Raw genomic sequence first — 21,959 nt, 5'->3', positions numbered from 1 at the left:
GCGCGTCCTATCCGCGCACAGCCGCGGTGGCCGCGGGCCACGACCATCCGGCGAACTCAGATGGGTGAACGAATTCCGGCCGGAACCAGGGCCGCTCGCGGGCGTCGAAGATCGAGACCAGCCATTCGGAAACCCGTTTGACGCGCGCCGACTTCAACGCTTCGCGATGGTGGCAAAGCCAGAGCGTCGCCGAGGCCAGCGGCGGGATGTCCAGCATCACCAGATCGGGCTCGAGGGCGCTGATCGCCGTCGGGATCGCGCCCACCCCCGCGCCGCGCTGGATGGCGTGCAGCATCGCCGTGGACGAATTGAGCACCAACGCCGGCCCCGCCAGTTCGATGAAGGCGGAGGTTTTCGCCCCCCAGACCCCTCGTTCGCGGACCTGGGCGGAGTGATAAACGAACCGATGGCCCGCCGCCGCCTCCAAACGCGTGGGGGCGCCATACGTGTCGAGGTACTCGCGGCTGGCGAACAAGGCGTAGTGCAGGGTCGCCAGCGGAATGGCGGTCATCTCCGGCGCGGTGGTCGCGTCGGTGAGCTGGATCGACAGATCCACATGCGGATCGACCGGGTTCTCGGGATAGAAGCCGCAGTCCAACCCCATGCGGATTCCGGGGTTTTCCTTCATGAATTCCGCGATTTCCGGGGCGATGATGAAGCCGCCGATGCCTTCGGGCGCCGCGATGGTCACCTCGCCGGCCTCGGGCCGCTCGCTGTCCAGCGCCAGGCGTTCGATCTCCACCGAGGCCCGCTGCATGGTCAGGGCGCGATCATAGACCTGCTCCCCGGCGCGGGTGAGCGTCACGCCGCGCAGGCCCCTGTCGAACAGCCGCGTTCCGAGGCGCGTCTCCAGGTCGTCTATGCGACGGGTAACCGTTGGCTGGGTGGTGCGCAGGCGTCGCGCGGCCGCGCCGAAACTGCCGGTTTGGGCGGCCGCGACAAAGGTTTTGATGTCGTCCCAGTCGGCGCGTGCGCCGTCTCGCGTGTCCATCCAGGTCCCTATCAAGGGCGTGGCGACCCCATGCGAAGTTCGAGGGCGCCCAGTCCGTCGCTGACGCTCTACCAAATGAGCGCTTCGCACAAGAAGGCGACGACGATGTCTCTCGTACGCGATTTCGCCGAACGAACCGTCCTAGGCCTCGCCAGACTGGGCATGCGGCTGGCGGACGCCGATCAGATCGCCGAGGGTCGCGACCTGGCCGCGCGCACCGTCAGCCCCCACATCGCCACCGTCACGACCCTTTCGACTATCCAGGCCTGGACCGGGTGCTCGTCTTTCGCCCTCAGAGGCCCCGATGGCGGACTGGCCGGGGTGATTGCACTCTTCCCGCTGAAGCCCGCGGCGCGCGCCACCCTGGCCGCTGGCGTCCTGAACGGGGTCGATCCTCCGCTGGATCTCATCGCCCGCCCCGGCGATCCGGTGATCGCCTGGTATGGCTGGGGCATGGCCGGCGCCACTTGGCGCGGCCGGGCGAGCGTCATGGCCGGCGCCGTCAGTCTGCATCGCGAGATCCATCCGGACCTGCCGCTCTACGGACGGGCCGCCACCCCCGGCGGCGAACGCACCCTGCTCAAGCGTATCGGCGCCTATCCGGTCCCCGGTCCCGGTGGACTGGTCACGGCGCCGCCCTGGCGGCGGCAGAGAAAGGCCGCCTGATGAACGCCAATGTCCGCATGCCGCTGGAAGCGCGCGCGCCTACCGAGGTCGATGAGGCCAAGCTGGAGGTCAGGGTCTGCCGAACCCTCGACGACCTGATGCAGGCCATGGCCGTGCGCACCCTGGTCTATATGGGCGAGCAGGCCTGCCCATATGACGAGGAGTATGACGGCAACGACTTCGCCGGGGCCACCCACCTCGTCCTGCGCCGCGACGGCGAGCCGATCGGCACCCTGCGCATCCGCTGGTTCGCCGACTTCGCCAAGGTCGAGCGCGTCGCAGTCCGGCGCGAGCACCGGCGCGGCCGTGCGACCCTGATGCTGATCCTGGCCGCCAAGCGCCTGGCCGAGAAGAAGAACTATCGCCAGATCCTCGGCTACGGCCAGGTTCGGCTCATCCCGTTCTGGGAACAGTATTTCAATGCGCACGTCCGCGAGGAGCGACGCAGCTTCGTGGTCTCCGACCATGACTATGTGGAGATGATCGTCGAGGGCGTTCCGCCCGCCGACGCGCTCACCCTCGACAGTTCCCCACTGGAGCTGCTGCGCCCCGAGGGCGCCTGGGACGAGGCTGGGGTGCTGGACCGCTCCGCCGCGCGGCCCGCGGCCAATTTCGGCGCGGCCGTTCAATGAGATCAGGCCCTTCCGTCCTGGTGTGCCTCGACCTGCAGCGCGGCCGGCTGTCGGGGGTGTCCGACGGCGCCGATCGGTCGCTCGAAGCCTGCCGCCGCGTCCTGGAGCAGGCCCGCCGCCGGCGCTGGCCGATCCTGCACGTCCATCGCCGCGAGGCGACGCTGGAGGACGGCCGGCCCATCGTCGGGCTGGAGCCGCTGCCCAGCGAACCCATCTACCTGCGCAGCGGGCCCTCGGCCTTCTCCCACCGGGGCTTCTGCCAGGCGGCCCGTGCCTATGGCGGACCGTTGGCCCTGATCGGCTTCTCCCTGTGCGACAGCGTGCTGGCCACGGCTTTCGCCGCGGTCGACCGCGATCTGACGGTCGAGGTGGTCCGCGACGCGGTGGCGCTCGGCGGCGGTGGCGACCTCGCCCTGCGTCAGGCCCTGGCCGCGCCGCTCGTATCCCTGTCGCCGATGGCCCGCATCATCGATTCCCAAGAGTTGTTTATAGAGGACGCCGGGGCTCTCGCCGCGGCCAACGCCCCATGACCCAAAAACTGCCTTTCGAGATCCTTGACCGTCAGTCGCGGCCGCGAGCCGCCCGGGCCGACGCCGCCGGGCCGCGTTCGGACGAGACCGAACAGTTGTTGCAAATGGCCAGCCTGCTGGGTCCTCGCGATCTGGCGGCGCTGTCGTGCATCATCCAGCGGGCCCATGAGATTTGCGAGAGTCATGGCGAGGAAACCGCGCTCGCCGTCCTCGACCAGATCGACGCCATCCTTCAGGATCGCGCCCCAAACGCTTGAATTCCCCTGGAAGTTGAATATTAACGCTGCGGTGCGGCGCAACGTCCACTTCACCATAAAGGTGTAGCGGCTTAGCTTGCCGCTGTGTCAAATAACGGTATGCGCGCAGTAGGCGTCGCGAAGAGGACGTTTCGGTGAACGAGAACGGCGAAGACCAAGGCCCGGATCCGATCGATGTGGCGGTGGGTCACCGCATCCGGGTTCGGCGCAAGTGGCTGGGCATCTCGCAGTCGACCCTGGCCGACCACCTGGGCGTGAGCTTCCAGCAGGTCCAGAAGTACGAGCGCGGCGCGAACCGCGTCTCGGCCTCGATGCTGGTGAAGATCGCCCAGAAGCTGGACACCTCGGTCGGCGAACTTGTCGGTGAGACCGCCAGTCCCCAGGGCGATGAGAGCCTGTTCGAGAAACTGGCCGTGCCTGGCGCGGTGCAATTGCTCGAGGCTTTCGCCAGCGTCCAGCAACCGGCCCTGCGCACCGCCATCCTCAACCTGACGCGCTCGCTGATCGATGAATCGGATGACGGCGTCGCCACCGTCCGCCGGGCGCGCTAGTCCGCCGCTAGACCATTTTCCGCCGAAGTGGATACCGGTTCGGCGAAGAAAATGGTCTAAATTCAAAGAGTCCTGAGCAAAATCCGATCCAGTCAAATCGGATTTTGCTCTAGGGCCGCGAAGGCGAGGTGGTGCAGGACGACGCCCGCGGTCACCGCCACGTTGAGGCTGTCGAAACCGTCGGCCATGGGAATCCGCACCGTGCGGGCCCGCGCCAGCAGCGCCTCGGCCAACCCTGGCCCCTCAGCCCCCAGCACCACGGCGGCCCTTGGCGGCCTTGAGAGCTCCGCCAGGGTCGTCGCGCCCTTTGGGCTGAGCGCCAAGGCCCCAAAGCCCTGCCCCTCCAGCAGACCGAGCAGGTCCGCGCCCGGCGCCAGCCGCGCGAAGGGCGTGACCAGCGACGCGCCCACCGAGACCCGGATCGCCTTGCGATAGAGCGGGTCGCAGCAATCTGCGTCCAGCAGCACCGCGCCCACGCCGAAGGCCGCGGCGTTGCGGAACAGTCCGCCCATGTTGTCGTGGTTGGCGATGCCGCAGAGGGCCAGCACCAGCGCGCGCGCCGGGAGGCCGGCCAACAGTTCAGCCGGGTCTGGATCGGCGATGCGGGTTCCCAAGGCCAGGATCCCACGATGGATCGGGAAGCCGACCACCGCATCCATCACCGCCTGGCCGGCGGCGTAGACCGGCACGTCGTCCGGAATGGTCTCGAGGATCTCCGACAGGGCCGCCACGCGCTTGCGGGCGATCAGCAGCGAGACCGGCCGATGCAGGCGTGACCGCGCCAGCACCCGCAACACCACCTCGCCCTCGGCGACGAACAGGCCCTGGCGGCCCACGAGGTCGCGCTCGCGCACGTCGCGATAGGCGGCGACCCGCGGGTCGTCCGGATCGTCGATGGGGACGACCTGGGCTACCAGATTTTCACCCGATCGGCGGGCGCCAGGTGCAGCCCCTGCCCCGGCTTGACGTCGAAGGCGCCGTACCAGGGATCCTGGTTGCGCACGGTCTGGGCGCGATACATGCCCGGCGAGTGGACGCCGGTGAGCACCGCGCGCCGCAGGGCGGCCTCCCGGAACTTGGACCGGTAGTTCTGCGCCCAGCCGAAATAGAACCGCTGGTCGGCGGTGAAACCGTCGATCACTGGGGCCGGCGCGCCCTTGAGCGACAGGTGGTAAGCGTCATAGGCCGTCGCCAGGCCCGCCAGGTCTGCGATGTTCTCGCCCAGCACCTGTTCACCGTTGAGGTGCAGGCCGGGCAGCGGCTCATAGGCGCTGTACTGCCGGGCCAGGGCCTGGCCGCGGGCCTTGAACTGGGCCATGTCGGCCTCGGTCCACCAATTCTTCAAATTGCCCTTGGGATCGAACAGGGCGCCGATGTCGTCGAAGCCATGCACGACCTCGTGGCCGATCACCCCGCCGATGGCGCCGTAGTTCACCGCCGCGTCCGCGTGGGGATCGAAGAAGGTCGGCTCCAGGATCGCGGCCGGGAAGATGATCATGTTCTGCATGGGCATGTTCAGCGCGTTGACGTCCTGCGGCAGCAGGTACCACTCGTCGCGATCCACCGGCTTGCCCAGCTTGGCGACATTGCGCCGATACTCGAACAGACCCGCCCGCTCCCAGTTGCCATAGGCGTCGCCGCGCACGATGCTGAGGCCCGAGTAGTCGCGCCACTTGTCGGGATAGCCGACGCCCACCTTGAAGTTGGCCAGCTTTTCCTTGGCCTTGGACTTGGTCTGCGGGCTCATCCAGTCCAGGCGGTCGACCCGCGCGTCGAAGGCGACCAGCAGGTTCCTCACCATCTCCCGCACCTGGGCCTTGGCCTCCGGCGAGAAGTGCCGCTCGGCGTAGACCTTCCCGACGGCTTCGCCGAGCGCCAGGCTGGTGTTGTCCACCCCCCGCTTCCAGCGGTCGCGCTGCTGCGGCGTGCCGCTCAGCGCCGTGCCGTTGAAGGCGAAGTGTTCCTCGACCAGGGCCTGGCCCATGAAGGGCGCGCCCCGCGCCACCGCATGGAAGGCCAGATAGTCCTTCCAGGCCGCGATCGGCTGGCGGCCGACCAGCTTGGCGATATCGGCGATGGCGCTGGACTGCCAGGCGCCGAGCCGGGGCTGGGCCTCCAAGCCCGCTCCAGTCAGGTAGGCGTTCCAGTCGAGGCCGGGGGCCTTTCCCGCAAGCTCGGCGCGGGTCCAGACGGTGTTGGCCTTGGCCACGTCCGACGTGGCGTCCACGGTCCAGTGGGCCTTGGCGATGGCGGTCTCCAGGGCCAGCACGCGCGCCGCCCGGGCCGGGGCGTCGGCGTAGCCCGCCAGGGTCAGCATCCGGGCGACGTGGTCCTGGTACTTGGCCCGCAACTCCTTGAAGCGCGGCGTGTCGGCCAGATAGTACTCGCGGTCGGGCAGCCACAGCCCGCCCTGCATCAGATAGGGCCGGTACTGGGTGGTGTCGTTCATGTCCTCGGCCACCCACAGGCCGAACAGCCGATCGGTCTGGAAGTCGGTGGCGTTGAGCGCGTCGACGTCGGCTCGCAGGCCCCGCCCCAGCTCGCGCGACAGGTCGGCGCGGGTCTTGATCGCGGCGATCCGGTCGAGCTCGGGCTTGAGCGGCGTCAGGCCGGCGACGGCGATTGCCGCCTCGTCCATGAAGCTGGCGTAGTAGTCGCCGATCTTGCGGGCCTCGGAGCCCTCGGGGGCCTGAGCCTTGGCGGCGTCCTCGATGATCGCCCGGGTCCGCACGCCGGCGGCCTCGGTCAGCACCGTGAAGGTGTTGTAGCTGCCTCGGTCGGCTGGGATCTCGGTGGTCTTGACCCAGGCGCCGTTGGCGTGGGCGAAGAAGTCGTCGCCGGGCGCGACGGCGGTGTCCATGCCGGCCACGTCGAAGCCGAAGGTCCCGAATCTCGGCTTGGGCTTGGGCGCCTCGGCCACGGGCGGCGGAGCGGGTTGCGGGGCGGCCGACGGCGGCGGCGGAACGGTGGCGCAGCCGGCGAGCAGGATCGGGGCGCAGGCCCCCAGCAGGACGGACTTCCAAGAGTTCATTGCGGGCTCCCAGGCGCGGCGCTCTGCGGCGCCGGTGGCGTTTGGGGCCTTTCATACACCGCCGATCAGCGGTGGCGCGGGGCGGCGGATTAAACTTCTGTCATATCAGCGCCGCACGTCCAGGCTGTCGCTGGCCACCAGGGCCTCGACCTCGGCGCGAGTGGCCAGGTTGAAGTCGCCGGGGGTGGCGTGCTTCAGGGCCGCGGCGGCGATGGCGAACTCCAGCCCCGCCCCCTCCTCCAGCCCGGCGAGCAGGCCGTGCAGGATCCCCGCGGCGAAGGCGTCGCCGCCCCCGATCCGGTCGATGATCGGGTTCAGCGGCCGGCTTTCGGTGCGCCAGGTGCGTTCGCGGGTGAAGACCAGGCCCGAGATGTCGTGATGATTGACCGTGTGCTGCACCCGGTCGGTGCAGGCCATCCGCTGCAGCTTCGGGAAGGCCTCGAAGGCCGCGCTGGCCGCGCGTCGGCGCAGATCGCCGGTGCTCTCGCCCGGCTGGGCGGCGGGGAGCCTCGCCCCCCGCACCAGGGCGATGTCGCGATGGTCGCCGAACACCAGGTCGGCGTGGCTCAGCATCTCGGCCAGGATCGCCGGCGCGTCGCCGTTCCAGGCCTGCCAGAGGCTAGCCCGGTAGTTGCAATCCATCGACACCTTGACGCCCAGCCGATGGGCGGCGCGCACCGCGGCGATGGCGGCTTCCGCCGTCTGCTGGCCGATGGCGGCGGTGACGCCGGAGACGTGCAGCCATTCCGCCCCAGCCAGCCCCGTGTCCCAGTCCAGCCCGCTCGCGCCGAGAGCGAACGCCGACCCGGCCCGGTCATAGAGCACGTGGGAGGTCCGCTGCGCCGCGCCCGGCGTCAGGAAATAGAGCCCCTGGCGGCCCGGCGTCACGATCACGCGCGAGATGTCGACGCCGTAGCGGCGCAGCTCGTCGATCCCGGCCCGGCCCAGCGCATTGTCGGGCGCCACCGAGAGCATGGCCGCCTCATGACCCAACCTCGCCAGGGACACCGCCACATTGGTCTCCGCCCCGCCAAAGCAGACCTTCAGGCTGGGCGACTGCAGCAGCAGCTCGGCGTCCGGCGCCGTGAGCCGGATGAGGATTTCCCCGAAACAGACGACGCGGCCCACGCAGGTGATCTCCTTGAAAAAGCGGCGCGCCAATCATCCCGGCGCGCCGACAGAGTGCTCTTCTTGGGGAGAAGGCGGCTAGTAGGTGTAGCGGACCCCGACCAGGAACTCGCGGCCGGTGTGGTGATAGAACGAGAGCCGGTCGGTCTGGTCGTTGAACTGGTCCTGAAACTCGTCGGTGAGGTTCACGCCCTCGAAGGTGAACTTCAGATGGTCGTTCCAGGTGTAGGTGAACGAGGCGTCGACATTGAACGTCTCGTTGACACCGTCATAGGTCGTGCCGGCCTCGGCTCCGGGCACGCGAGTCAGGTAGCGGCTGCGATAGCTGGCCGAGACCCGGGCGCTCACCTTCTCGTCCTCGTAGTAGAGCGTGGCGTTGTAGGCCTTGCGCGACAGGCCCGTGATGTCGTTGGTCGCCACCACCGCGCCGGCGGCGTTCAGGTAGTCGATGGACGACTTCACGTAGGTGTAGTTGGCCAGGATCCCGAGGTGCGACAGCGGCCCGGGCAGGAAGGTCAACGGCTGCTGGAAGCTGATCTCGTAGCCCTTCAGGTCGCCGCCGGGGGTGTTGCGCGGGGTCGAGAACAGCCAGTTGGCCGAGGGGCTGCAGCCCGGGGTCGAGCCGCAGGCCGCCACGGCGACGCTGTCGGGAATGCCGAACGGATTGCCGGTGAAGGGAATGCCGGTCGCCAGGGTCTGGACGAAACTGTCGATCTTCTTCTGGAAGACCGCGACGCTGATCAGGGCTTCGGGCTGGTAGTACCATTCAAAGGACAGGTCGTAGGCGTCGGCCCGGAAGGGATCGAGATTGGGGTTGCCGGCGGTGACCGTGCGGGTGGTGCCCGAGACGCTGACCGTGGCGCCGGGCGTCAGGTTGCCCAGGTCCGGCCGCGACATGGTCTGGGCCGCGCCGAACCGGATCAGCAGGTTCTCCATCGGCTCCAGCACCGCGTTCAGCGACGGCAGGGTGTCCTCATAGGCGCGATCGACCGTGACCGACACCGCCGCGCCCGACAGGAAAGTGAAGCCCGAGGCGCTCTGCTGGGTCTGGACGTGGCGCACCCCGACATTGCCGCGGAACGGCATGCCCGCGATCTCGGTCGACCAGTCGACCTGGACGAAGCCGCCCTTGTCCTCTTCCGACACCCCGCGGTTGTTGCCGAGCGCGGGTTCGGAGCCCAGCCGCCAAGCGCCGCCGAAGGCGGTCGGGTCGTTGAGGCTGAAGGCGGTCGCCGCGGCGAAATAGTTCGGCGAGACCCAGTTGGTCACCGTGCCGGCGGGCGCGTCCAGCCCATCGGTGGGCAGGGTGACGGTCTTGCCGTAGCTCGCCCGAGCGATGGCCGCCACCGCCGCGGGCACCACCGTCTCCTGGTTGGCGCTGGTGCCGTTGGAGCGGCGAAGCTCAGTGCTCTCGAAGTCGTAGCTCTTCCAGTTCAGCCCGGCCGAGAACTTGAAGATCTCGTTGGGCTCGAACTCCACCTCGGCCTGGACGGTGTCGTAGGTGTTGGTGGCCGTTTGGGGCCGCATGCGCACCTGGGTCAGGGTCCAGGTGTTGGCGTCGGTCAGGTTGGCGTTGCCGTAGGTCAGCAGCGGCGCCCGGCCCTGGCTGTAGTCGTAGCGGTAGCCGTCGACGTTGAACTGGTCCCAGATGATCGTGGTCTGGATCGGATTGTCGTGGTCGGACTTCGAACTGCCGGCCAGGGCGTGGATGCGCAGGCTGTCGGAGAACTCGTGGGTGAAGTCGAGTGAGTACTGGGTGAAGGTCGTGGTCAGCTCGTCGTAGCGATCCTCGACCCGCAGATCGACGTCGTTGAAGGTCGCGGCCACCAGGGTGTTGTTGGCGTCGATCGTCGAGGCCGTGACGTTGGTGTCGGCGATGCCGCAGCTCGTCGCCACATTGGCCGCGGTGCAGGCGGCGTTGACGCTGAACGAGGGCACTTCCAGGAACTGCTCTTCGCGATTGCCGTCCAGCTTGGCGTAGAGCAGGTCGAAGGTGAGCTCGGTGCGGTCGCTGGGCTTCCACTGCAGGGCGAAGGTCGCGCCCAGGCGCTCCTGCTCCTGGTCGTAGCGGTCATAGCGCGGGATGCGGGGATGGTAGGCGGCGTTCACCGCCGCGGCCGCCGGATTGACCGTGGCCGGTAGCCCAGCGGCGTTCGGCAGGGCGTCGAAGCCCGGCGAGACGACGGTCCCCGTCGCCCATCGGACGGTCGAGGTTCCGACGTCCAGCAAGGTGCGCTTGCTGTAGGCCACCGACAGCAGCGCGCCGAAGGTGTCGTCGGCCCAGGTGTTGGAGATCATCGCCGCCATGCGTGGCGAGGTCTGTTCCGACAAGGTGTTGTAGCTGGCCTGGCCGGAGGCGGCGAACTTGAAGCCGTTGTAGTCCAGGGGCCGGGCGGTGCGCAGGTCGACCGTGGCGCCCAGCGAGCCCTCCTCGGTCTGGGCCGCGGCGGTCTTCTGGACGGTGATCGAATTGAACAGGTCCGAGGCGAAGATGTTGAAGTCAAAGCTGCGGCCGCGGTTGGTGCCGCCCGAGGCATCGGTGCCGCCGGCGGTGGTCAGCGCCTCCATGCCGTTGATGCGCACACGAGTGAACTGCGGGCTCAGGCCCCGCACGGTGATCTGACGCCCCTCCCCGGCGTCGCGCGCCAGGGCCACGCCCGAGATCCGCTGGATGGATTCCGACAGGTTCAGGTCGGGGAACTTGCCGATGTCCTCGGCCAGGATCGTGTCGGCGGCGACCGAGGAGTCGCGCTTGATGTTCAGCGCCTGCTGCAGGCTGCCCCGAAACCCGGTGACCACCACCTCATCGACCTCGGACGGGGCGTCCTGAGCCGCTGCTGGCCCCGCCAGGGCGAGGCTCAACGCCGCCAGCGAAGCGCCGGCCATCAACGCACGCGACATCGTCCAAGTCCGACCCATGGCATCCTCCCTCGCAGGACCGCCGACCTCGCCGCCTTGCAGCATGTCGGATCGACGTATCCCAGTCCCAACATTTCTGACACCGGTGTCATTGCTCAATATAGCTTCTGACACCGGTATCATCTTAGCATAGCCACGAAATGGTCACACCCGCAATACCGCTTGCCGACCGGCCGTTGAACCCCGGTCCCCCGCTGCTAAGCTTAGCGTGTGACGAACCCGGCGATCATCCTGTTGAACGGATCCTCCAGCGCCGGGAAGAGCGCCCTCGCCCGCTCGCTGCAGAAGCGCCTGCAGCCTCAGCCGGTCGTCATGAGTCTCGACGCCTTCGTCTTCGGGCTGATGCCGCCGAGCTGGCACAACACCCCGCACGGGACCCATTTCACGCACGAACCCGACGGGACGACGCCTCTCCACCTCGGCCCCGGCGCCCAGGCCATGGTCAGGGCCTTCCACAGATCAGTGGCGGCCCTCGCCGACTGCGGTCTCTCGGTGCTCGTCGACGATGTGCTGTTCGAGCCGTGGCTGCTGACGGACTGGCTGGAGGCGACCCGGGGGCGCGAGGTGTTCTTTGTCGGCGTCCACTGCGATCTCGCCGAGGCCGAGCGGCGCGAAATCACCCGCGGCGACCGCCAACCGGGCCAGGCGCGCAGCCAGGTCGGCCTGGTCCATGCGCACGGCGACTACGACTTCACCGTCGACACGACGAACACCATACCCGGCGCCTGCGCCGACCAGATCGTGGCGGCGTTCGCGGCCCGAAGCGGCCCAACGGCCTTCGAACGACTGCGCGGCTCCTAGATCCTCCCCCAGCGCGCAGCGCGGTTTGGGGGAGGTGGATCGTCGTTTCTTCGCGACGAGACGGAGGGGGATTCATCCACGGCAGGAAGAGTCAAAGTCCCCCTCAGTCGCCTTCGGCGCCAGCTTCCCCAGAAGGGGAGCATCTTGGATGGCCCATGCCGATTACGGGGCTAGCGGGCCAGCCAGCCGCCGTCGACTGGGACGATGGCCCCGTGCATGTAGTCGGCCGCGCTGGACGACAGGAACACCGCCGCCCCCCCCAGGTCTTCCGGCCGGCCCCAGCGACCCGCCGGGATGCGGGCCAGGATATCGCGGCTGCGGCCCTCGTCGGCGCGCAGGGCCTCGGTGTTGTTGGTGGCGAAGTAGCCGGGCGCGATGGCGTTCACATTGATCCCCTTGGCCGCCCACTCATTGGCCAGCAGCTTGGTGATCCCGGCCATGCCGCTCTTGCTGGCGGTGTAGGACGCCACCCGGATCCCGCCCTGGAAGGACAGCATCGAGGCGACGTTGACGATCTTGCCGCCCCGCCCCTGCTCGACCATCCGCCGCCCGACCGCCTGGGTCAGGAAGAAGGTGGTCTTGAGGTTGACGTCCATCACCGAGTCCCAGTCGTCCTCGGTGAACTCGAGCGCGTCGTTGCGCCGGATGATCCCAGCGTTGTTCACCAGGATGTCGACCCCGCCGAAGTGCTCGACGGTCTCGGCCACGATGCGTCCGATCGGCTCCATCGTGGAGAGGTCAGCGGTGATGTCGTGGAAGCGCCGTCCCTTGGCCTCGACCGCGAAGCGGGTGTCCACCGGCGGCGTGCGGCCCACCGCGACGATATCCGCGCCCGCGCCGGCCAGGGCCTCGGCGATCGCCTGGCCCAGGCCGGTGTTGGCCCCGGTGACGACGGCGGTCTTGCCGGAAAGATCGAACATTTGCAACGACATGGATCGCCTACTTCAACTGGCAGATGTCGAGGACGTGCATGTCGGTATAGTCGAGGTTCTCCCCGCCCATGGCCCAGATGAACCCATAGTTGGAGGTCCCCGCACCCATGTGGATCGACCAGGGCGGACTGATCACCGCCTCGTCGGCGCCGACCACGATATGGCGCATGGCCTCGGGCTCGCCCATGAAGTGGAAGACCTTATTGTCCCCCTCCAGGTCGAAGTAGAAATAGATCTCCGAGCGGCGGTCGTGCAGGTGCGGCGGCATGGTGTTCCACACGCTGCCGGGCTTGAGGAACGTCACCCCCAGCAGCAGTTGCGCGGTCTCGCAGACCCCCGGGATGAAATACTGGAAGATGGTCCGTTCGTTGGACTGCTCGGGCGTGCCGCGCTCCAGGGGATTGGCCTGGGAGATGGCGATCTTGGTGATCGGGCAGACCTTATGGGCCGGGGTCGAGGCCAGGTAGAACTTGGCGGGCGCGGCCGGATCGGCGCTCTCGAAGATCACGTCCTTGGAGCCCATCGGCACATAGAGGCCGTCGCGCGGGGCCATGTCGAAGGCCTGGCCGTCGACGGTGATCTTGCCCGCCCCGCCCACATTGACCACGCCCAACTCCCGGCGCTCCAGGAACGGATGGCCCGCGGCGCTGGCCGGTTCGGTCTGGTCGGGCAGCCTCACCGCCTTGGAGACCGGCGCCGCGCCGCCGATCACGAAGCGTTCGTTGTGGCTGTAGTTCAGGCTGACCGTGTCGGCGGCGAACATGTCCTGCACCAGATAGCGGTCACGCAGGGCCTCGTTGTCGGCGCCCCTCATCATGTCCGGATGGGTCGCGTGGTAGGTTTTCTTGAACATGATCAGGTCCTTGGGTCTCAGGCGCTCAGCGCCATGGGGGCGGCGGGCTGGCGATCCAGCCGGTAGGCCCGCTTGGGAAGGTTGTAGGCCAGGTCGATGGCCAGCTCATGGGCTTCGTCCCCGTCCAGCCGATGCTCCGCCACCAGCTTGGCCAGGAAGCCGCAGTCGATCCGCCGGGCGACGTCATGGCGGGCCGGGATCGAGAGGAAGGCGCGGGTGTCGTCGTTGAAGCCGACGGTGTTGTAGAAGCCCGCCGTCTCCGTGGTCTGCTCGCGGAACCGGCGCATGCCCTCGGGGCTGTCGTGGAACCACCAGGCCGGGCCCAGCTTCAGGATCGGATAATGGCCGGCCAGGGGCGCGAGCTCGCGGGCATAGGCGGTCTCGTCCAGGGTGAAGAGGATGACCGAAAGGCCCGCCGCGTTGCCGAACCGGTCCAGCAGCGGCTTCAGCGCCCGGACATAGTCGGTCGAGGTCGGGATGTCGGCGCCCCTGTCGCGGCCGAAGCCCGCGAAGATCCCGGCGTTGTGGTTGCGGAACGAACCCGGGTGGATCTGCATGACCAGGCCGTCGTCCAGGCTCATGGCCGCCATCTCGGTCAGCATCTGGGCGCGGAACAGCTCGGCCTGGGCGGGACTGGCCCGGCCCGCGACGATGACCTCGAACAGGGCCTGGGCGTCGGCGGGCGACAGGTCGGCGGTGGCTGCGGTCGGGTGGCCGTGATCGGTGGAGGTCGCGCCCGCGTCCTTGAAGGCCGCGCGGCGGACGCGGTGGGCCTCCAGATAGCCGCGCCAGGAATAGACGTCCTCCCCCGACAGCTCGGCGAACCGCTCCATGGCATGGCCGAACTGCTCATGCTCGACGTCGATCACCGGGTCGGGCCGATAGGCGGTGATCACCTGCCCGCCCCAGCCGGAGTCGCGGATCGCCAGGTGATGCTTGAGGCTGTCGGACGGGCTTTCGGTGGTGGCCAGGGCCTCGATGTTGAAGCGGTCGAACAGGGCGCGGGGCCGGAACGCCGGCGTCGCCAGCTTCTCGTCGATGGCGTCGAAATAGAGGTCGGCCGTCTCGGGCTCCAGGCGAACCTCGAAGCCGAAGACCTCGGCGAACACGTGGCCCAGCCACATGGCCGAGGGCGTGCCGCGGAACAGATGCTGGTTGGCCGCGAAGATCCGCCAGGCGGCGCGCGGGTCGGCGCTGCTCATCCCCGAACGGTCGGGCACACCCAGGCTCTCCAGCGCGATCCCCTGCGAATAGAGCATCCGATAGAGGTAGTGGTCCGGCGCCAGCAGCAGTTCGGTGGCGTTCGGAAAGGCCGCGTTCTCGGAGAACCAGACGGGGTCCGTATGGCCGTGCGGGCTGATGATCGGAAGGCCGCGCACCTGGGCGTACAGCTCGCGCGCGATCGCCCGCGTCGTGGGCTCGACCGGCAACAGCCGATCGTCGTTCAGCTGCAAGGGCTTGGCCATCATGGGCCTCTTCGGCGTTTCCGGATCGCGAGCCTGACGCTCGATTGCGCGTAAGGTAACCGGTGTCATTGGTGCGGGCAATGAACTTTCGCCTGCACGCACTCGGTCAGAGTGGAAGCTGCGGTGCGCCTTGCCAGGGGTATGACCGATCTTGTCGTGGCAGGGGAGCGTGTGGAGCGTGTGGAGCGTTCTGTGGGCGCTTTACTAAAAGCCGAACTTCAACAAAGAGCCGTGCTTGTCCACAGGCTGTGGCCTTTCCTGTTAGTGGACGGCGAACAGCCTATGCGCCGCAGTGCAAGGCCACGTCGAATGGGTGCAACCTGGGCCTATGACCCTACCGTCCCAATATGCCAGGGCGACCGAGCTGGTGCTGTCCGCCATCGACGGCGCTGAAGGCAATGATGGCAGCCGAATGGCCTACATGATCGCCCGAGCAGCGCTGGTCCATGTCCAGTCTACTCGCGGTGCACGGCCGGCGTCGGAGATGGCCTATCGGCTCGGCGACGAGTTCGCGACCGGAGACTCTGCCGGTGACTGAGGGCCACCTCGGCGTGCCCTGGCCCACTACCGGCCCGCTGGCTCGCGCTAAGCCGTCGGCTGAGCGCTACCCCGCCTTGGCGGTGGAGGTGCGGATGATCAGCTCGGGCTGGATGTCGGGCTGGACCTTGGGCTTGTCGCGCAGCGGGTTGGGCACCAGCATCTCGCCGGCGATCCGGCCCATGTCGCGCAGGGGCAGGCGCACCGAGGTCATGGGCGGCCACAGCCGCCGGGCGATCGGGCTGTCGTCGAAGCCCACCACCGACACGTCCTCGGGGATGCGCAGGCCCCGCTCGCGGGCGGCGGTGTAGACCCCGGTGGCCATCTCGTCGTTCAGGCAGAACACCGCCGTCGGCCGGGCTTCCAGGGCGAACAGGTCCTGGGCCTCGTTGACCCCGGACTCGTAGGTATAGGCGCCCACCTTGATCAGGGCGGGGTCCAGGTTGAGGCCGCGCTCGGCCAGGCCCGCCTCGAAGCCCTTGCGGCGCTCCACGGACGACCGGAAGCTGGCCGGGCCGGTGATCAGGGCGATGCGGGTATGGCCCAGGTCGGCCAGGTGGCGGGCCGCCTCGGCCGCGCCCTTGCCGTCGTGGCTGACCAGCATGCGACCGGGCTCGTCCAGGGCGACGGAGCCGATGCGCACATAGCGCACATCCAGGTCCTGCAGCAGGGCCGCCAGCCGCTCATCCTCGGAGACCGGCGAGGGCAGCACCACGCCGAACAACTTCTGGCGCTCGATGAATACCCGCATCTCGTCCAGCAGCCGCGGGCTGGTCCGGTCCACAGGGCGCACGACCAGCTCGAAGCCGGACCCGGCCATGGCGTCCAGCAGGCCCTGCTGGTGGCTGACCGTGTGCTGGGGATTGGGATTGTCGTAAATCAGCCCGACCAGGAACGAGCGGCGGAACGCCAGGCCCCGCGCCTGCGGATCGGGGGCGTAGCCGGTCTCGCGGATGATCGACTGCACCGCCTTGCGGGTGTCTTCCTTGACGAAGGGACTCTCGTTGATGACCCGTGAGACGGTCTTCTTGGAGACCCCGGCCATCCGGGCCACGTCATTGATCGTCGGGCGGCGGGAGGAACCCTCCATCCCGGCCGACCTGGGTTTCGTCCCTGCTTCGCGCGCCGCCACCGGTTTCTTCTTCCGCCGTGTCCTATGTGATGTTCATAGCCTGCGCCCCGTGGCCGCAACAAGTGAGGCTTGCACTAGACATGACACCGGTATCAATTTCGTCGCCATGACAGACGCCGCCTCAATCCTGCGCATCGACCCCCGCGACGACGTGGCCACGGCCCTCGTGGCCCTGGCGGCGGGCGACTCCGCGGGCGGCGTCACGGCACGCACCGCCATCCCCGCGGGCCACAAGATCGCGCTGAACGCGGTGGCGGCCGGCGATCCGGTGCTGAAATACGGCTGGCCGATTGGCCGGGCGAGCGCCGACATCGCCCCCGGCGACCATGTCCACAGCCACAACCTGGCCACCGCCCTCTCCGGGCTCGAGGCCTACAGCTTCGCCCCCAGCGCCCCGGAGCCCCTGCCCGCCGGCGGCGGGGAAACCTTCGACGGCTATCGCCGCGCCGACGGGCGGGTGGGCACGCGCAACGAGATCTGGGTGCTCTGCACCGTCGGCTGCGTGGCGCGCACGGCCCAGAAGATCGCCGAGGCGGCCAACCGCCGGTTCGCGGGCCGGGTGGAGGGGGTCGTGGCCCTGACCCACCCGTTCGGATGCTCCCAACTCGGCGACGACCTCGCCGCGACGCGGGGGATGATCGCGGCCCTGGCGCGCCACCCCAACGCCGGGGGCGTGCTGATCATCGGCCTGGGCTGCGAGAGCAACCAGCTCGCGCCCTTGCTGGCCAGCCTGGAGGGCGTCGACCCCGCGCGCCTGCGCGCCTTCGCCGCCCAGATGACCGAGGATGAGGTCGAGGCCGGCCTGGACGCCGTCGAGGCCCTGGTCCAGATCGCCGAACATGACAAGCGGGTCCCCTGCCTCGTCTCCGACCTGGTGATCGGCCTGAAATGCGGCGGGTCCGACGGATTTTCCGGCCTCACCGCCAATCCGCTGGTGGGCCGCGTCGCAGATGCTGTGACCGGCGCCGGCGGGACCGCCGTCCTCACCGAGATTCCGGAGATCTTCGGCGCCGAGCACCTGCTGATGGCTCGCGCCCGGGACGAGACCGTGTTCGACGCAGTGGTCGAGGTGGTCAACGACTTCAAGTCCTACTTCCTGGCCCATGGCGAGCCGATCTCGGAGAACCCTTCCCCCGGCAATATCGAGGGCGGGGTCACCACCCTGGAGGAGAAGTCCCTGGGGGCGGTGCAGAAGGCCGGGCGCGGGACCGTGACCCAGGTGCTGCGCTATGGCCAACGCACCGACCGGCCGGGCGTGGTCCTGCTGGAAGCCCCCGGGAATGACGCCGTGTCGTCCACAGCGCTCACGGCCGCCGGGGCGACGGTGATCCTGTTCACCACCGGACGGGGGACGCCGCTGGGTTTCCCGGCGCCGACCCTGAAGATCGCCACCAATTGCGGCCTGGCCCAACGCAAGCCGCGCTGGATCGACTTCGACGCCGGCCGCATCGCCGCGGGCCAACCCCTGGACCAGGCCGCCGAGGCGCTGATGGCGCTGGTGCTGGCCACCGCTTCGGGCCGGGCCACCCGGTCCGAGGAGAACGGCGAACGCGAGATCGCGCTGTGGAAGCGCGGCGTCACCCTTTGAGCCCGCCGCGCCTGACCCCCGCCCGGCTGGACCTGGCCCGGCCGGGAACCGCCCTGCCCGCCTATGAGCGCCACGCGACCAAGATCGGCGTGGTCCATTTCGGTCCAGGCGCCTTCCATCGCGCCCACCAGGCCTGGTATTTCGACGAAATGCTGCGGACGCGCCCCGACTTCGCCGTCTGCGCCGTCTCGCTGCGGAGCCCCGGCCTGCGCGAGGCCCTGGCCCCGCAGGACGGGCTCTATGTGCTGGCCGAACGCGAGGCGGACTCCAGTTTCCGGGTGATCGGCTCGATCCGCGAGGTGCTGACCGCCACCCAGGCGCCGGCGGCGGTGTTCGCGCGCCTGACCTCGCCGCAGGTGTGGTTGGTGACCTCCACGGTCACCGAGAAGGGCTATTGCCTCACCCCGGACGGCGACCTCGACACGGCCCACCCGGACATCGCCCACGACCTGACACGGCCGGAGGTCCCAGCCAGCTTCATCGGCTGGCTGACCGAGGGCCTGGCCCGGCGCCGCGCCGCGGGCCTTGCGCCGCTCACGGTGCTGCCGTGCGACAACCTCTCCGACAACGGCGGACGCCTGCGCCGGGCCGTCCTGCAGTTCGCCGCCGCCCTGGGCGAAGCCGACCTGGCCGCCTGGATCGCGGGCGAGACCGCCTTCCGCTCGACCATGGTCGACTCCATCACCCCGGCCACCGACGACGCCCTGCGCGCCGAGGTGGCGCGGGCCGTCGGCCTGACCGACGCCTGGCCGGTCCAGCGCGAGGGCTTCGTCCAGTGGGTGATCGAGGCCGGTTCGCCCGCCGACGTGCTGGCGCAGGCCGGCGCCACCATCGCGCCTGATGTCGCGGCCTTCGAACGCGCCAAGCTGCGGCTGCTGAACGGGGCCCACTCAACGCTGGCCTATGCTGGCATGTTGAAGGGCTATGAGACCGTCTCCCAAGCCATGGCCGACCTCGAGCTCGCGGCCTTCGTCGAAGCCATGATGCGCCAGGACATCGCCCTCACTCTCGATCTCGAAGCGGGCGACTACATCGCCGGGATCCTGAAGCGGTTCCGCAATCCGGCCATCGTCCACACGCTCAGCCAGATCGCCTGGGACGGCTCGCAGAAACTGCCCTTCCGCATCCTGGAGACCACGGCCGAGGCCCTGGCCGCCGGGCGGCCCGTGGACCGGCTCGCCGTCCCGATCGCCGCCTGGATGCGCTTTGTGGAGCGACGAGCCCGGGAGGGCGTCGAGATCGTCGATCCCTTGGCCGGCAAGCTGTCAGGCTTGCGCGGCCTCGACGCATTCCTCGATCTGGGCGAGGTGTTTCCGCGGACGCTCGCGGCGGACGCTCGGTGGCAGGCGGCGGTCCGGACCGCCTACGGCGCCCTACCCGCCTAGGTTCCCCGCGCCTTCGCCCCGGCGTCCAGCACCTCCGGCCGCTTGGGCGTCATATCGTCCAGGTTCCAGTCGGCCGGGACGAACGGCCGCCGCGTCTCTTTCGGATTCGGATAGCCCTGAAGCTCCAGTTCCGAGTCGACAATCTCGCCGCGCCCCTCGGCCACGTCGGCCAGCAGGCGCACGTCGTCGCCGTCGCGGTCCCAGGGCCTGGCGCCCACCTTGGCCAGGACCGACTGCTGGACGTCCACGGCCGCCATGGGCGTGAACCCGGCCGGCCAGAGCGGCGGCTTCTTCACCTGGATAATCTTGGCCGGGGCGGTGGTGTAGCGGCCGAACATCGGCAGGGGGACCCCGAACCGGTCCACGGCGATGTTGTCCTTGCCGTAGAACCGCACGTCGCCATAGCCGCCCAGCTGGAAGAACGGCAACCCCGCCGGGGTGTCCAGGCCCCCGCGCAGGACGTTGCCCACCGCCACCACCTGGCCGACCTGCCATTCGGCGTCGCCCCACTCCGCGGCCATCAGGTTGTAGTGGATCGCCCGCTGGCCTGGATTGAAGATCAGGTTGTTGGCGATCACGCCCCGCGCCCCGCCCTTGAACAGCGGATTGCGCTCATAATTGTGGGCGTACAGGTTCCCGACGATCAGGATGTCGGTGACGTTGTCGTGGATCAGCGAGCCCTTGGAGTGCTCGATCTTGGCGTGGGTCGAATAGCCCAGGCTCTCGGCGATGATGTTGTTCGAGAAGGTGATGGCGCGGCTGGTGCCCGCCCGCCACTCGTCAGGAGTCTTGCCGACGAAACGCGGGCCGGAGGCCGACAGGTTCTCGTCGGTGCCCCAGGTCAGGCTGTTGTGGTCGATCAGGATATTGAACGACACGCCCTGGGTGGAGATCGAGTCGAAGTCCTTGCCGCTCTTCTTCGCCTGCCCCGCCTCGCCGGGACGCACGCGAAGGTGCTGGACCACCACGTCGTGGGTGGCGATGTCGAGGCCGCCGCGGATCAGGGTCACCCCCGGCGAGGGCGCGGTCTGGCCCGCGATGGTCAGGAACGGCTCGCGGATGGTCAGGGTCTTCACCCCGAGGTCGATCACCCCGCCCACCTCGAAGACGACGATTCGCGGACCCTTGGCCTCGACCGCCTCCCGGAACGAACCCGGCCCCTCGGCGGCGAGCGTGGTCACCCGCAGAATCTGGCCGCCCCGGCCGCCCGGCGTGGCCGCCGCCCAGCCCAGCGCCCCAGGAAAGGCGGGGGCGAAGGCCTTGGCCGGCGATTGCGCCGCCGCGCCCGGCAAGCCCAGGCAAAGCACCGCCACCACGGCCAAGCCCAATATCCTGATCATCGTCTCACTCCCACGCCCGAAGCGGTCATTAGCAAAATCGTGCCGATTTGGGCTTGATTTGAAAATGACACCGGTTTCCTTTAGAGACAACACCGCCGTTGGAGGCGGATTCTTGGGAGGGCATTTGCGCGTGAGCGTCCCCGCGGCGGAATCGGCCGAAGGCTATCCCGTGGCTTCTGTCGCGCAGCGGTTTGTCCGCGCGCGCCAGGCCGCGAGCGCCCTGTCTGAGTTTCCGGGCCCCCTGCCGACCGATCTCGCCACCGGTTACCTCGTCCAGGATGCGGCCCTCGACCTCTGGCCCGACCAGGTCGTCGGCTGGAAGGTGGGCCGGGTGCCGCCCGAGCATGAGCCGCGGCTGAAGGCCAACCGCATCTTCGGCCCGGTGTTCTCCAAGGCGCTGTGGCGCGTGAAGCCCGGCGACGTGACCCCATTCCCGGTGTTCGACGGCGGTTTCGCCGCCGTCGAGGCCGAATATGTCCTGCGCCTGGCCCACGACGCCCCCGACGACAAGCTGACCTGGACCGCCGAGGAGGCCGCCGAACTGATCGGCGCCATGCATATCGGCATGGAGCCGGCCGGCAGCCCGCTCGCCAGCATCAACATCCTGGGGCCAACGGCGGTGGTCTCCGACTTCGGCAACAACGCCGGCCTGATGGTCGGCGAGGCCATCGCGAACTGGCGGACCATCCCGCTGGAGAAGCTGCGCTGCGAGACGGTGATCGCCGGCGAGGTGGTGGGCCAAGGCGGCGCCTTCGTCCTGCCGGGCGGACCGGTCCAATCCCTGCGCCTGCTGGCGCAGAACGTCGCCGCGCGAGGCCGTCCGCTGCGCAAGGGCATGTACATCTGCACCGGCGCGGCCGCCGGCATCCATGACATCGTCGCGGGCCAGGAGGGCGCGGTGCGCTTCGCCGGCTTCGGCGAGATCGCCTGCCGGGCCTATCGCGCGGCGCCCGTCGAGGGCTGAGATCAAGGCCCCGCGCGCGGCGACGGCGCGGGGCTGCAAGAACGATGTCGCCGTGGGTCGAAACGCATTAGGGGCGCAAGCCATGACCACCGCTGAAACCACCGCCTTCGAGGGCGGCAAGATGACCCGCCGCCGGTGGGTGATCTGCGGCCTGCTCTTCACGGCCGTGGTCATCAACTATGTCGACCGCCAGATGCTGGGCGTGCTGAAGCCCTTCATGTCCGACGAGATGGGCTGGAGCGAGACCGACTACGCC

The 21,959-nt window shown here is 68.9% G+C and carries 20 protein-coding genes; 10 read left to right on the top strand and 10 right to left on the bottom strand.

The annotated features are described in order from the left end of the window. Nucleotides 1-7 precede the first annotated feature (7 nt). Entirely contained in the window at nucleotides 8-991 is a 984-nt protein-coding gene (locus tag Q8Q77_RS08680; protein WP_305583158.1) for a LysR family transcriptional regulator, read from the bottom strand. Between the two features lie 105 nt (nucleotides 992-1,096). On the opposite strand from Q8Q77_RS08680, the gene Q8Q77_RS08675 reads away from it, so the two are divergent. The 5 genes from Q8Q77_RS08675 to Q8Q77_RS08655 all read left to right on the top strand — a co-directional run bounded on the left by Q8Q77_RS08675 (nucleotide 1,097) and on the right by Q8Q77_RS08655 (nucleotide 3,627). Continuing rightward, complete coding sequence (locus Q8Q77_RS08675; RefSeq protein ID WP_305583156.1) at nucleotides 1,097-1,657, top strand: hypothetical protein; 561 nt, start codon at nucleotides 1,097-1,099, stop codon at nucleotides 1,655-1,657. Then, the gene (locus Q8Q77_RS08670) at nucleotides 1,657-2,289 is read left to right on the top strand and encodes a GNAT family N-acetyltransferase (protein WP_305583154.1); all 633 of its coding nucleotides are present in this window, start codon (nucleotides 1,657-1,659) and stop codon (nucleotides 2,287-2,289) included. The genes Q8Q77_RS08675 and Q8Q77_RS08670 overlap by 1 nt, the downstream gene beginning before the upstream one ends. Next, entirely contained in the window at nucleotides 2,286-2,819 is a 534-nt protein-coding gene (locus tag Q8Q77_RS08665; RefSeq protein WP_305583153.1) for an isochorismatase family protein, read from the top strand. The genes Q8Q77_RS08670 and Q8Q77_RS08665 overlap by 4 nt, the downstream gene beginning before the upstream one ends. Then, nucleotides 2,816-3,076: a hypothetical protein gene (locus Q8Q77_RS08660; RefSeq protein WP_305583151.1), complete on the top strand. Its 261-nt coding sequence runs from the start codon at nucleotides 2,816-2,818 to the stop codon at nucleotides 3,074-3,076. Before Q8Q77_RS08665 ends, Q8Q77_RS08660 begins: the two co-directional genes overlap by 4 nt. 134 nt (nucleotides 3,077-3,210) lie before the next feature. Further along, nucleotides 3,211-3,627, top strand: coding sequence for a helix-turn-helix domain-containing protein (locus Q8Q77_RS08655; protein WP_305583149.1), 417 nt, complete (start codon nucleotides 3,211-3,213; stop codon nucleotides 3,625-3,627). Between the two features lie 92 nt (nucleotides 3,628-3,719). Here Q8Q77_RS08655 and Q8Q77_RS08650 read toward each other — a convergent pair whose 3' ends face one another. The 4 genes from Q8Q77_RS08650 to Q8Q77_RS08635 form a co-directional block, all read right to left on the bottom strand. After that, nucleotides 3,720-4,481: an RNA methyltransferase gene (locus tag Q8Q77_RS08650; protein ID WP_305583147.1), complete on the bottom strand. Its 762-nt coding sequence runs from the start codon at nucleotides 4,479-4,481 to the stop codon at nucleotides 3,720-3,722. A 56-nt stretch (nucleotides 4,482-4,537) separates the two neighbouring features. Beyond that, nucleotides 4,538-6,658: a M13 family metallopeptidase gene (locus tag Q8Q77_RS08645; protein WP_305583145.1), complete on the bottom strand. Its 2,121-nt coding sequence runs from the start codon at nucleotides 6,656-6,658 to the stop codon at nucleotides 4,538-4,540. A 105-nt stretch (nucleotides 6,659-6,763) separates the two neighbouring features. Then, the gene (locus Q8Q77_RS08640; protein ID WP_305583143.1) at nucleotides 6,764-7,786 is read right to left on the bottom strand and encodes a sugar kinase; all 1,023 of its coding nucleotides are present in this window, start codon (nucleotides 7,784-7,786) and stop codon (nucleotides 6,764-6,766) included. Nucleotides 7,787-7,864: 78 nt separating this feature from the next. Beyond that, nucleotides 7,865-10,705 (bottom strand): TonB-dependent receptor, encoded by a 2,841-nt coding sequence (locus tag Q8Q77_RS08635; RefSeq protein ID WP_305583141.1) that lies wholly within the window; start codon nucleotides 10,703-10,705, stop codon nucleotides 7,865-7,867. Nucleotides 10,706-10,915: 210 nt separating this feature from the next. On the opposite strand from Q8Q77_RS08635, the gene Q8Q77_RS08630 reads away from it, so the two are divergent. Beyond that, nucleotides 10,916-11,506: a chloramphenicol phosphotransferase CPT family protein gene (locus tag Q8Q77_RS08630; RefSeq protein WP_305583139.1), complete on the top strand. Its 591-nt coding sequence runs from the start codon at nucleotides 10,916-10,918 to the stop codon at nucleotides 11,504-11,506. 170 nt (nucleotides 11,507-11,676) lie between these two features. On the opposite strand, the gene kduD is transcribed toward Q8Q77_RS08630, so the two are convergent. The 3 genes from kduD to uxaC are packed head-to-tail and all read right to left on the bottom strand — an operon-like array spanning nucleotide 11,677 to nucleotide 14,757. Beyond that, a complete protein-coding gene (gene kduD, locus Q8Q77_RS08625; protein ID WP_305583137.1) occupies nucleotides 11,677-12,438 on the bottom strand; it encodes a 2-dehydro-3-deoxy-D-gluconate 5-dehydrogenase KduD in 762 nt (253 codons plus the stop codon). Nucleotides 12,439-12,445: 7 nt separating this feature from the next. Further along, entirely contained in the window at nucleotides 12,446-13,291 is an 846-nt protein-coding gene (gene kduI / locus Q8Q77_RS08620) for a 5-dehydro-4-deoxy-D-glucuronate isomerase (protein ID WP_305583135.1), read from the bottom strand. A 17-nt stretch (nucleotides 13,292-13,308) separates the two neighbouring features. Further along, the gene (gene uxaC / locus Q8Q77_RS08615; protein WP_305583203.1) at nucleotides 13,309-14,757 is read right to left on the bottom strand and encodes a glucuronate isomerase; all 1,449 of its coding nucleotides are present in this window, start codon (nucleotides 14,755-14,757) and stop codon (nucleotides 13,309-13,311) included. Between the two features lie 367 nt (nucleotides 14,758-15,124). On the opposite strand from uxaC, the gene Q8Q77_RS08610 reads away from it, so the two are divergent. Then, a complete protein-coding gene (locus tag Q8Q77_RS08610) occupies nucleotides 15,125-15,295 on the top strand; it encodes a hypothetical protein (protein WP_305583133.1) in 171 nt (56 codons plus the stop codon). Nucleotides 15,296-15,361: 66 nt separating this feature from the next. Here Q8Q77_RS08610 and Q8Q77_RS08605 read toward each other — a convergent pair whose 3' ends face one another. Then, a complete protein-coding gene (locus Q8Q77_RS08605) occupies nucleotides 15,362-16,384 on the bottom strand; it encodes a LacI family DNA-binding transcriptional regulator (protein ID WP_305583131.1) in 1,023 nt (340 codons plus the stop codon). A 148-nt stretch (nucleotides 16,385-16,532) separates the two neighbouring features. Here Q8Q77_RS08605 and Q8Q77_RS08600 point away from each other — a divergent pair, with 148 nt between their 5' ends. Together Q8Q77_RS08600 and Q8Q77_RS08595 are read left to right on the top strand one after the other, a co-directional pair. Then, a complete protein-coding gene (locus Q8Q77_RS08600) occupies nucleotides 16,533-18,014 on the top strand; it encodes a UxaA family hydrolase (RefSeq protein ID WP_305583129.1) in 1,482 nt (493 codons plus the stop codon). Next, nucleotides 18,011-19,399, top strand: a complete 1,389-nt coding sequence (locus tag Q8Q77_RS08595; protein WP_305583127.1) for a mannitol dehydrogenase family protein — start codon at nucleotides 18,011-18,013, stop codon at nucleotides 19,397-19,399. The genes Q8Q77_RS08600 and Q8Q77_RS08595 overlap by 4 nt, the downstream gene beginning before the upstream one ends. Here Q8Q77_RS08595 and Q8Q77_RS08590 read toward each other — a convergent pair. Then, complete coding sequence (locus tag Q8Q77_RS08590) at nucleotides 19,396-20,739, bottom strand: polysaccharide lyase family 1 protein (RefSeq protein WP_305583125.1); 1,344 nt, start codon at nucleotides 20,737-20,739, stop codon at nucleotides 19,396-19,398. The two genes, Q8Q77_RS08595 and Q8Q77_RS08590, sit on opposite strands and share 4 nt — an antisense overlap. 169 nt (nucleotides 20,740-20,908) lie before the next feature. On the opposite strand from Q8Q77_RS08590, the gene Q8Q77_RS08585 reads away from it, so the two are divergent. Continuing rightward, a complete protein-coding gene (locus tag Q8Q77_RS08585) occupies nucleotides 20,909-21,703 on the top strand; it encodes a 2-keto-4-pentenoate hydratase (RefSeq protein ID WP_305583123.1) in 795 nt (264 codons plus the stop codon). Nucleotides 21,704-21,959 lie beyond the last annotated feature (256 nt).

The sequence above is a fragment of the Phenylobacterium sp. genome, assembly GCF_030698145.1.
Taxonomy (GTDB): domain Bacteria; phylum Pseudomonadota; class Alphaproteobacteria; order Caulobacterales; family Caulobacteraceae; genus Phenylobacterium.
The sequence above is the reverse complement of the archived record's forward strand: the minus strand, read 5'-3'. Positions and strand labels throughout refer to the sequence as shown.

Excerpts from the sequence above, each read along its gene's own strand:
- Q8Q77_RS08680 (WP_305583158.1), bottom strand. The coding sequence starts at position 991 with ATGGACACGCGAGACGGCGCACGCGCCGACTGGGACGACATCAAAACC.
- Q8Q77_RS08675 (WP_305583156.1), top strand. The coding sequence starts at position 1,097 with ATGTCTCTCGTACGCGATTTCGCCGAACGAACCGTCCTAGGCCTCGCC.
- Q8Q77_RS08670 (WP_305583154.1), top strand. The coding sequence starts at position 1,657 with ATGAACGCCAATGTCCGCATGCCGCTGGAAGCGCGCGCGCCTACCGAG.
- Q8Q77_RS08665 (WP_305583153.1), top strand. The coding sequence starts at position 2,286 with ATGAGATCAGGCCCTTCCGTCCTGGTGTGCCTCGACCTGCAGCGCGGC.
- Q8Q77_RS08660 (WP_305583151.1), top strand. The coding sequence starts at position 2,816 with ATGACCCAAAAACTGCCTTTCGAGATCCTTGACCGTCAGTCGCGGCCG.
- Q8Q77_RS08645 (WP_305583145.1), bottom strand. The coding sequence starts at position 6,658 with ATGAACTCTTGGAAGTCCGTCCTGCTGGGGGCCTGCGCCCCGATCCTG.
- Q8Q77_RS08635 (WP_305583141.1), bottom strand. The coding sequence starts at position 10,705 with ATGGGTCGGACTTGGACGATGTCGCGTGCGTTGATGGCCGGCGCTTCG.
- kduD (WP_305583137.1), bottom strand. The coding sequence starts at position 12,438 with ATGTCGTTGCAAATGTTCGATCTTTCCGGCAAGACCGCCGTCGTCACC.
- kduI (WP_305583135.1), bottom strand. The coding sequence starts at position 13,291 with ATGTTCAAGAAAACCTACCACGCGACCCATCCGGACATGATGAGGGGC.
- uxaC (WP_305583203.1), bottom strand. The coding sequence starts at position 14,757 with ATGGCCAAGCCCTTGCAGCTGAACGACGATCGGCTGTTGCCGGTCGAG.
- Q8Q77_RS08605 (WP_305583131.1), bottom strand. The coding sequence starts at position 16,384 with ATGGAGGGTTCCTCCCGCCGCCCGACGATCAATGACGTGGCCCGGATG.
- Q8Q77_RS08600 (WP_305583129.1), top strand. The coding sequence starts at position 16,533 with ATGACAGACGCCGCCTCAATCCTGCGCATCGACCCCCGCGACGACGTG.
- Q8Q77_RS08590 (WP_305583125.1), bottom strand. The coding sequence starts at position 20,739 with ATGATCAGGATATTGGGCTTGGCCGTGGTGGCGGTGCTTTGCCTGGGC.